Source organism: Sphingomonas sp. URJC2 (genome assembly GCF_059803575.1).
In genome coordinates this window covers 1-7,652 of sequence record NZ_JAPFGX010000063.1, presented here as the reverse complement: position 1 = coordinate 7,652, position 7,652 = coordinate 1, and the positions used below count along the sequence as shown (strand labels likewise).

The following is a 7,652-nucleotide window of genomic DNA, read 5'->3' as shown; positions in this document are numbered from 1 at the left end:
GGCCCGCACCCCCACCCGGCCTCCCATAGCGTATCCTGCCGTTGGGAGGCCGGGTGGGGGTGCGGGCCGGTGCCGCCCGTGCGGCGCGAGCCGCACCGCAAACAACCCCGCCCCCGCGCCGAGAGGCGCACAAAAAACGCCCCGAAACCCCAGCCCGTCAGCCGGAAAAGCGCCCGGCGACGATCAGATGGCCGGGGCCGAGCCGGGCCATGACCTCTGCCAGATCGGCGCTGGAGAAGGCGAGGCATCCCTCGCTGCGGCCAAGCTTGCCATGCTGGGCGACCATCTCCGGCCCGACATACCAGGCCGAATGGATGACGATGGCACGCGCCTCGGCCATGTCGTTGGTGGGATCCAGCCCGATCAGCCGCCGCGAGCGGCCATGCTGGCCCTGATATTCGGCCCCGGTCAGATACACGCCCTCGGATGTCGCCGCCGAACCGGGCCGGTTGGAAAACCGCTCCAGCCAGCCGCGATGCGCGGGATCCGATCCCCGGCCATGGGCGACCAGATGGCTGGTCGCGCGCCCGGCGGCAAAATCCACAAGGAAGAAGCGCGGCGCGCGTGACGGCAGCGCGAAATCGACGACGCCGACGCGCGCGCGGTCGGCGACCAGATGGCCGTGCCGGGCGAGCGCTGCCCGCGCCGCCGCCAGCAGCGGATCGCTTCCGCCGCGCAGCACGCCGCTGGCCGGCGACGCGGCGATGGTGGTGGCGGCAATGGCGGGCGTGGCCAGCGTGCCGCCGCCGATCAGGGCGGCCTTGAGCAGGTCGCGGCGGGCAATCGTCATGCCTGCCTAGCTAGGAACGCGCAGCGCCTGCCGCAATGACCTGTGTCAATCCGCCGGGCCGATCCGCCGCCGATTGCACCGCGCCGCCCGCTATTCTAGCCGGGGAGAAAAGGGAGAGGATCGCGAATGGACTATGACGCAGTGGTGCTCGGCCGGCGCAGCATCCGGGGCTATCGCCCTGATCCGGTGCCGCGCGCGCTGATCGAGGAGATCCTGACGCTGGCGATGCGGGCACCGTCATCGATGAACAGCCAGCCCTGGAACTTCCATGTGATCGGCGGCGAGGTGCTGGACCGCATCCGCGCCGGCAACACCGAACGGATGCTGGCGGGCGTGCCGGAAAGCCGCGAGTTCCGCACCGGCCGGCCCTTTGCCGGCAAGCACCGCGACCGGCAGGTCGGCGTCGCCAAGCAGCTGTTTGCCGCCATGGGCATTGCCCGCGAGGATCAGGCGCGGCGGCAGGACTGGGTGCTGCGCGGCTTTCGCCAGTTCGATGCGCCGGTGTGCATCATCATCACCTATGACCGCGACGTGGATGGCAGCGACGACACGCCGTTCGATTGCGGCGCGGTGGCCAATGGCATCGTCAACGCCGCCTGGTCGCGCGGGCTGGGCGCGGTCATCAACAGCCAGGGGATCATGCAGTCCCCGGTCGTGCGCGCCCATGCCGGCATCCCCGAGGATCAGGTGATCATGAAAAGCATCGCGCTTGGCTGGCCCGACCCTGATTTTCCCGCCAATGCCGTGGTGTCGGAGCGCAAGTCGGTTGCCGAGGCGGCGGTGTTCGTCGGCTTTCCCGAGGATTGAGGTCCCGCGCGCGGGCAGCGGCGCCGGCGGTCACTCGGCCGTCGGGTCGCCGCGATATTTGAGTTCCAGATATTTGCCCTGGGTGGCGAGCTTGTCGAGCTCGCCGCTCGCCAGCTGCTCGCTCATCCGGCCGATCTCGGTCTCGACCAGCCGCAGCCCCTCGACCAGCTGGGCATCGGGGCCTTGCCGGCGCAGCGGTGCCGGAACGCGCTGATAGCCCTTGACCAGCTCGGGCAGCTCCTCGCCGATCAGGCGGCGGACCTCGGCGGCGGCGGGCTCGCGCTCGTCCAGCCCGGCCAGGCTCGGCGCCAGCCCTTCGAGGCGCACGCCGATCTGGTCGAGCAGCCGGTGGGCGGGGGCGGGCAGCGCCGGGCGCTGCGCCTCCAGCCAGGCCTCGGTGCGCTGCGGCAGCGCGGCAAGCGCGACCTGCGGCAGCTCCTCGGCGCGGGCGGCGGGCTCGGCGGAAAACAGGATCACCCCGACCCAGGCGAGGATCAGCCCGAGCGCGACCGCCATCACCCCGCCAAAGCCGAGCGGCGCGATCAGGCTGCCCCAGCCGATCGCGCCGATCAGGATCGCCAGCGTCGCCAGGAACATGCGCCGCGCCATCCGCACCAGCCGCTGCTTGCGCCGTTCCCAGCGCCGGCGCGCGCGGGCGCGGCCTTCGGGCGAGGTGCGGGCGAGCAGCGCCTGCGCGGCGGACAGGATCTCGTCGCTGCCCGCCATCAGCCCTCCAGCGCCTGGAACGGCGAGGTCTGGGCCTGTTCGGCCCCTTCGGCGCGGGCGATATAGCCGCGCGACTTCTCGACCTCGTGCGACAGCGCGTTGACCGTGGTCTTCATCGAATCGAGCGCCTTGACCTTGAAGGTGTCGATCGAATCCATCGTGTCATAGATGTTCTGGAACGCGCGGCTGAGCACTTCGAGCGGGATGGTCGACGAGGCCGCCTGTTCGTGGATCTGCGCGGTCTGCGTCTTCAGCAGCTTGCCGGTCGAATCGATGATGTTCGCGGTCGTCGTGTTGAGCGCGGTGATCTGTTCGAGCACCAGCTTCTGGTTGGTGAGCGCCTGGGCGACCGTCACCGCCGTGCGCAGCGCCGACACGGTGGTCGTCGATGCGCGGTCGACGCCCTTGATCAGCTCGACATTGTTCTTCTTGACCAGATCGAGCGCCAGATAGCCCTGCACGGTCACCGCCATCTGGGTCAGCAGATCCTGAGTGCGCTGGCGGACATAGAACAGCGCGCTCTCGCGGATCGCCTTGGCCTTGGCGGGATCGGTCGCGTCCAGCTCGGCCGCCTTGTCCTCCAGCTTCTGGTCGAGCGTCTTGGACATGTGGATCATCTGTTCGAGCCGGCCCATCGCCGCCCACAGCTTCTGCCGCTCGACCGCGATGGCGGCATTGTCCATCAGCAGCTCGTCCTTGCCCTTGGCCAGCCGGGCGAGGATCGCGGCGATATGGCTCTGCGCCGAGGTATAGCTGTCGAAATAGTCGCGCAGCTTGTTGCCGAACGGGATGATGCCGAACAGCTTTTTCTTGGTGAACAGGTCGCCGCGCGTCGAGGGATCGAGATCCTCGATCGTGCGCCGCAGCTGGGCGAGGTCGGCGCCCACGCCCGATTCCTGATCCATCGCGCGCACCGGCCGGTCGAGGAAGCGGTTGCTCTCACCGGCGGCGGCACGGATTTCCTTCTGGCCGAGCGCGGTGATCGAATCGACGCGCTTGCCGAACTCGGGCGAGTTGACGTCCTGCGCGATCAGTTCGGCGACGAACTGGTCGACCCGCGCATCCAGCTCGGTCTTCTGCTTGTCCTCGATCGGCACCAGCCCGGCGGCTTTTTCCGGCGCGACGACGGGCACCGGGTCCGGCGGGGTCAGGACCAGGCCCGTCTCCTCGATCGTGGTGGTGGTCGTCGCCATAAACTTCTGTCTCCCGCCCTTGAGGCCGGGAAAGATTAGGCCCTGCCGGTCGGCGTTCAAGCGCCTTTCGCCGAACGCCGTCGTCTGTTGATCGGTGCCGGTGCCGTCCCGGCCCGGTTCAGAGGAAGGCGAGGCCGGCGAGCAGCCAGCCGGCGATCAGCCCGGCCAGCGCGGCCGAAAATCCGAACAGCGCCCAAGCGGTCATCACCGCGACCGGGCCGGACGGTCGCGCCGCCCGCCGGTCACGGCCAAGGCGCGACAGGACGATGCTGGCGACAAGGCCATAGGTGAAGGCGGCGATTTCGACCATCCGGCATCCCTCCGGGCACCCGGGCTGCCCCCGGTCCTGCGCCGATCGTCTCTGGCCCCGGCCGGCTTTCCGGTGCATCTCCGCGCGCATCCGGGCTGTTGCGTAAGGGGGGGCGGGAATGAAGGCGGAGGTGCTGGCGGTCATGCTCGGCCTTGCCTCCGCCGTCACGCTGGCGCTCGTCAACACGGCGGTGAAGATCGCTGGCGACATTCTTGTCGCCCGTTCGGTGCTGTCGGTCACGGCGGCGCTTGTCACGCTGCCGGCGCTGCTGCTGGTCGGGGCGCCCGATCCGGGCACGGTCGCGGCGCTGGTCTGGGCGATCCCGGCGCATCTTTTCTACCAATTCTGCCTTGTCCGCGCGATGACGCATGGCGATCTGTCGCTGGTGTTTCCGGTGATGCGCGGGCTTGCCCCGCTGCTGACCGCGGCCAGCGCCTGGGCGATGCTGGGCGAGGGGCTGAGCATCGCCGGCTGGGCGGCGCTGCTGGTGGCGACCGCCGCGATCATCATCTTCGCGCTGCCGCCGCGCGGGGTGTCGCTGCGCCGCCACCCCGAGGCGCGGGCGCTGCTCTGGGCCGGGGGGACGGCGATCGGCGTCGCGCTCTACAGCGCCACCGATGCGCGCGGGGTGCGCGCCGCCGGCGATCCGCTCGATTACATCGTCTGGCTGTTCCTGCTCGACTGGCTGGGCATCACCGCCGTGGCGCTGGCGCTGCGGCGGCGCACCTATCTGGCGGCGGCGCGCGCCCAGTGGCGGACGGCGGTGACGGCGGGGCTGTTGTCGGTCGTCTCGTTCGGGGCGGCGCTCTATGCGATGGCGCTCATCGAAGTGGCGAAAGTTTCGGCGCTGCGCGAAACCGCGGTGGTGTTTGCCGCGCTGCTCGGCGCGCTGTGGCTGAAGGAAGGCTTTGGCGGCCGCCGGATCGCGGCGGCGGCGGTGCTGGCGGCGGCCCTTATCGCGCTGCAATTTGCGGGGTAAGGGGGAGGGCATGCGCCCTGTCCGCCTGATCGGCCTGCCGACCGACATCAACTCCAGCTTCCTGCGCGGCGCCGCCGCCGCGCCGCCGCTGATCCGTGCCGCGCTCAGCTCCGACATGGGCAACCCCGCCGCCGAATGCGGGCGCGAGCTGGCCCGCGACATCCCGTTTGAAGATCTGGGCGACCTGCCGCTCACCGAGGATTGTGCGGCCGACGATGCCCGGATCGAGGCGGCGGTGCGCGCGGCCTGTGCGGGGGGCGGCGTGCCGATCTGCCTGGGCGGCGACCATGCCGTCACCTATCCGGTGCTGCGCGCCATCGCCGCCGTGCACGGGCCGGTCGCCATCCTGCACATCGACGCGCATTCGGACTGTTATGACGAGCTGGGCGGCAATCGCCGCTCCCACGCCTCGCCGTTCGCGCGGATCATGGAGGACGGGCTGGCGACGCGGCTGGTGCAGGTCGGTATCCGCACGCTCAACGCCCATCAGGCCGCACAGGTCGCGCGCTTCGGGATCGAGGTGGTGCCGATGCGCGATTTCACTCCCGCCGCCGTGCCGGTGCCTGCCGGGCCGATCTATCTGTCGGTCGATCTGGACGGGCTGGACCCGGCCTTTGCCCCCGGCGTCGCCCATCACGAGCCGGGCGGGCTGTCGACGCGCCAGCTGCTCGATCTGATCGCGCGCATTCCAGGACCGCTGGTCGGGGCGGACATTGTCGAGCTGAACCCCGGCCGCGACCTGAATGGCATGACCGCGACGGTGGCGGCCAAGCTGGTCAAGGAAATCGCCGCGCTGGCGCAGCGAACGGGCTGAGCGCCCGCCCCGGCAACGGCCGGGCTTTGCGCGCCGCAGCATTTGCGCTAAGGGCGCGGCCAATCTCCGCTCGAACCAGGATTTCCCATGAGCCTCCGCAACGTGGCCATCATCGCGCATGTCGATCATGGCAAGACCACGCTCGTCGACCAGCTGTTCCGCCAGTCGGGGACGTTCCGCGACAATCAGCGCGTCGAAGAACGCGCGATGGATTCGAACGACCTGGAAAAGGAACGCGGGATCACCATCCTGGCCAAGTGCACCTCGGTCGACTGGAAAGGCACGCGGATCAACATCGTCGACACCCCCGGCCACGCCGATTTCGGCGGCGAGGTGGAGCGCATCCTGTCGATGGTCGACGGCGTCATCCTGCTCGTCGATTCGTCCGAAGGCGCGATGCCGCAGACCAAGTTCGTGACCGGCAAGGCGCTGGCGCTGGGGCTGCGCCCGATCGTCGTCGTCAACAAGATCGACCGCCCGGATTCGCGCGTCGAGGAAGTGCTGAACGAGGTGTTCGACCTGTTCGTGACGCTTGAGGCGACCGACGAGCAGCTCGATTTCCCGGTGCTCTATGCCTCGGGCCGCAACGGCTATGCGTCCGAAGATGCCGAGGCGCGCGAAGGCACGCTCGCGCCGCTGTTCGACAAGATCGTCGATCATGTGCCCCAGCCGCAGGTCGATGCCGAAGCGCCGTTCAGCTTCCTCGTCACGCTGCTTGACCGCGACAATTTCGTCGGCCGCATCCTGACCGGCCGGGTCGAAACCGGCACCGTGCGGCTCAACCAGCCGATCCATGCGCTCGATTCCGACGGCCAGGTGATCGAAACCGGCCGCGCGACCAAGATCATGGCGTTTCGCGGGCTGGAGCGTGTGCCCGTCGAGGAAGCGCGCGCCGGCGACATCATCAGCCTGGCTGGCCTGACCGTCGCCACGGTCGCCAACACCATCGCCGACACGTCGGTCACCGTGCCGCTCAAGGCGCAGCCGATCGACCCGCCGACGCTGTCGATGCGCTTTGCCGTCAACGATTCGCCGATGGCGGGCCGCGAGGGCAGCAAGGTCACCAGCCGCATGATCCGCGACCGGCTGATGCGCGAGGCGGAATCGAACGTCGCCATCCGCGTCACCGAGAGCGAGGACAAGGACAGCTTCGAAGTCGCCGGGCGCGGCGAACTCCAGCTCGGCGTGCTGATCGAGACGATGCGCCGCGAAGGCTTTGAACTGGGGATCAGCCGTCCGCGCGTGCTGTTCCGCGACGGGCCGGGCGGGCGCGAGGAGCCGTATGAAACCGTCGTCATCGATGTGGACGAGGAATATTCGGGCACCGTCGTCGACAAGATGAACCAGCGCAAGGCCGAGATGACCGACATGCGCCCCTCGGGCGGCGGCAAGACGCGCATCACCTTCTCCGCGCCGTCGCGCGGGCTGATCGGCTATCATGGCGAGTTCCTGTCCGACACGCGCGGCACCGGGATCATGAACCGGATCTTCGAACGCTATGGCCCGCACAAGGGTGCGATCGAAGGCCGCAAGAACGGCGTGCTGATCTCGAACGGGGCGGGCGAGGCCAATGCCTATGCGCTCAACGCGCTCGAGGATCGCGGCGTGCTGATGGTCGGCCCGGGCGAGCCGCTGTATGAAGGCATGATCGTCGGCGAAAACGCCAAGCCGGATGACCTTGAGGTCAATCCGATGAAGGCCAAGCAGCTGACCAATTTCCGCGCCTCGGGCGGCAAGGACGACGCGATCCGCCTGACGCCGCCGCGGCGGCTGACGCTGGAGCAGGCGATCGCCTATATCGACGATGACGAGATGGTCGAGGTGACGCCCAAGAGCATCCGGCTGCGCAAGCGCCATCTCGACCCGCATGAGCGCAAGCGCGCCTCGCGCGCCAAGGCGGCCTGACCGGGTAAAACCCGCGCGCCCCCCGGCGCGCGGGTTTTTTGTTCGGGAAGAACGGCACCGGCCCGCACCCCCGCCCGGCCTCCCACAGTGTATCCTGCCGTTGGGAGGCCGGGTGGGGGTGCGGGCCG

At 69.4% G+C, this 7,652-nt stretch carries 8 protein-coding genes; 4 read left to right on the top strand and 4 right to left on the bottom strand.

Translation table 11 applies throughout. The features are described 5' to 3' along the window. Window positions 1-157: 157 nt before the first annotated feature. Window positions 158-790: a murein L,D-transpeptidase catalytic domain family protein gene (locus tag OPU66_RS14495; protein WP_498554357.1), complete on the bottom strand. Its 633-nt coding sequence runs from the start codon at window positions 788-790 to the stop codon at window positions 158-160. 126 nt (window positions 791-916) lie between these two features. Here OPU66_RS14495 and OPU66_RS14490 point away from each other — a divergent pair, with 126 nt between their 5' ends. Then, window positions 917-1,597: a nitroreductase gene (locus OPU66_RS14490; RefSeq protein WP_498554356.1), complete on the top strand. Its 681-nt coding sequence runs from the start codon at window positions 917-919 to the stop codon at window positions 1,595-1,597. A 30-nt stretch (window positions 1,598-1,627) separates the two neighbouring features. Here the strand turns inward: OPU66_RS14490 and OPU66_RS14485 are convergent, their stop codons facing one another. From OPU66_RS14485 to OPU66_RS14475, 3 genes are all read right to left on the bottom strand, one after another. Then, complete coding sequence (locus OPU66_RS14485; RefSeq protein WP_498554355.1) at window positions 1,628-2,323, bottom strand: hypothetical protein; 696 nt, start codon at window positions 2,321-2,323, stop codon at window positions 1,628-1,630. Then, window positions 2,323-3,516 carry a toxic anion resistance protein gene (locus tag OPU66_RS14480; RefSeq protein ID WP_498554354.1) on the bottom strand — a complete coding sequence of 398 codons (1,194 nt, stop codon included), beginning with the start codon at window positions 3,514-3,516 and terminating at the stop codon, window positions 2,323-2,325. Before OPU66_RS14480 ends, OPU66_RS14485 begins: the two co-directional genes overlap by 1 nt. Before the next feature lie 118 nt (window positions 3,517-3,634). After that, complete coding sequence (locus OPU66_RS14475) at window positions 3,635-3,826, bottom strand: hypothetical protein (RefSeq protein ID WP_498554353.1); 192 nt, start codon at window positions 3,824-3,826, stop codon at window positions 3,635-3,637. A gap of 118 nt (window positions 3,827-3,944) precedes the next feature. On the opposite strand from OPU66_RS14475, the gene OPU66_RS14470 reads away from it, so the two are divergent. The 3 genes from OPU66_RS14470 to typA all read left to right on the top strand — a co-directional run bounded on the left by OPU66_RS14470 (window position 3,945) and on the right by typA (window position 7,524). Next, window positions 3,945-4,805: an EamA family transporter gene (locus OPU66_RS14470; RefSeq protein WP_498554351.1), complete on the top strand. Its 861-nt coding sequence runs from the start codon at window positions 3,945-3,947 to the stop codon at window positions 4,803-4,805. A gap of 10 nt (window positions 4,806-4,815) precedes the next feature. After that, the gene (locus OPU66_RS14465; RefSeq protein WP_498554350.1) at window positions 4,816-5,619 is read left to right on the top strand and encodes an agmatinase family protein; all 804 of its coding nucleotides are present in this window, start codon (window positions 4,816-4,818) and stop codon (window positions 5,617-5,619) included. A gap of 87 nt (window positions 5,620-5,706) precedes the next feature. Further along, window positions 5,707-7,524: a translational GTPase TypA gene (gene typA / locus OPU66_RS14460; RefSeq protein WP_498554349.1), complete on the top strand. Its 1,818-nt coding sequence runs from the start codon at window positions 5,707-5,709 to the stop codon at window positions 7,522-7,524. Window positions 7,525-7,652: the final 128 nt, after the last annotated feature.

Excerpts from the sequence above, each read along its gene's own strand:
- OPU66_RS14495 (WP_498554357.1), bottom strand. The coding sequence starts at position 790 with ATGACGATTGCCCGCCGCGACCTGCTCAAGGCCGCCCTGATCGGCGGC.
- OPU66_RS14490 (WP_498554356.1), top strand. The coding sequence starts at position 917 with ATGGACTATGACGCAGTGGTGCTCGGCCGGCGCAGCATCCGGGGCTAT.
- OPU66_RS14485 (WP_498554355.1), bottom strand. The coding sequence starts at position 2,323 with ATGGCGGGCAGCGACGAGATCCTGTCCGCCGCGCAGGCGCTGCTCGCC.
- OPU66_RS14480 (WP_498554354.1), bottom strand. The coding sequence starts at position 3,516 with ATGGCGACGACCACCACCACGATCGAGGAGACGGGCCTGGTCCTGACC.
- OPU66_RS14465 (WP_498554350.1), top strand. The coding sequence starts at position 4,816 with ATGCGCCCTGTCCGCCTGATCGGCCTGCCGACCGACATCAACTCCAGC.
- OPU66_RS14470 (WP_498554351.1), top strand. The coding sequence starts at position 3,945 with ATGAAGGCGGAGGTGCTGGCGGTCATGCTCGGCCTTGCCTCCGCCGTC.
- typA (WP_498554349.1), top strand. The coding sequence starts at position 5,707 with ATGAGCCTCCGCAACGTGGCCATCATCGCGCATGTCGATCATGGCAAG.
- OPU66_RS14475 (WP_498554353.1), bottom strand. The coding sequence starts at position 3,826 with ATGGTCGAAATCGCCGCCTTCACCTATGGCCTTGTCGCCAGCATCGTC.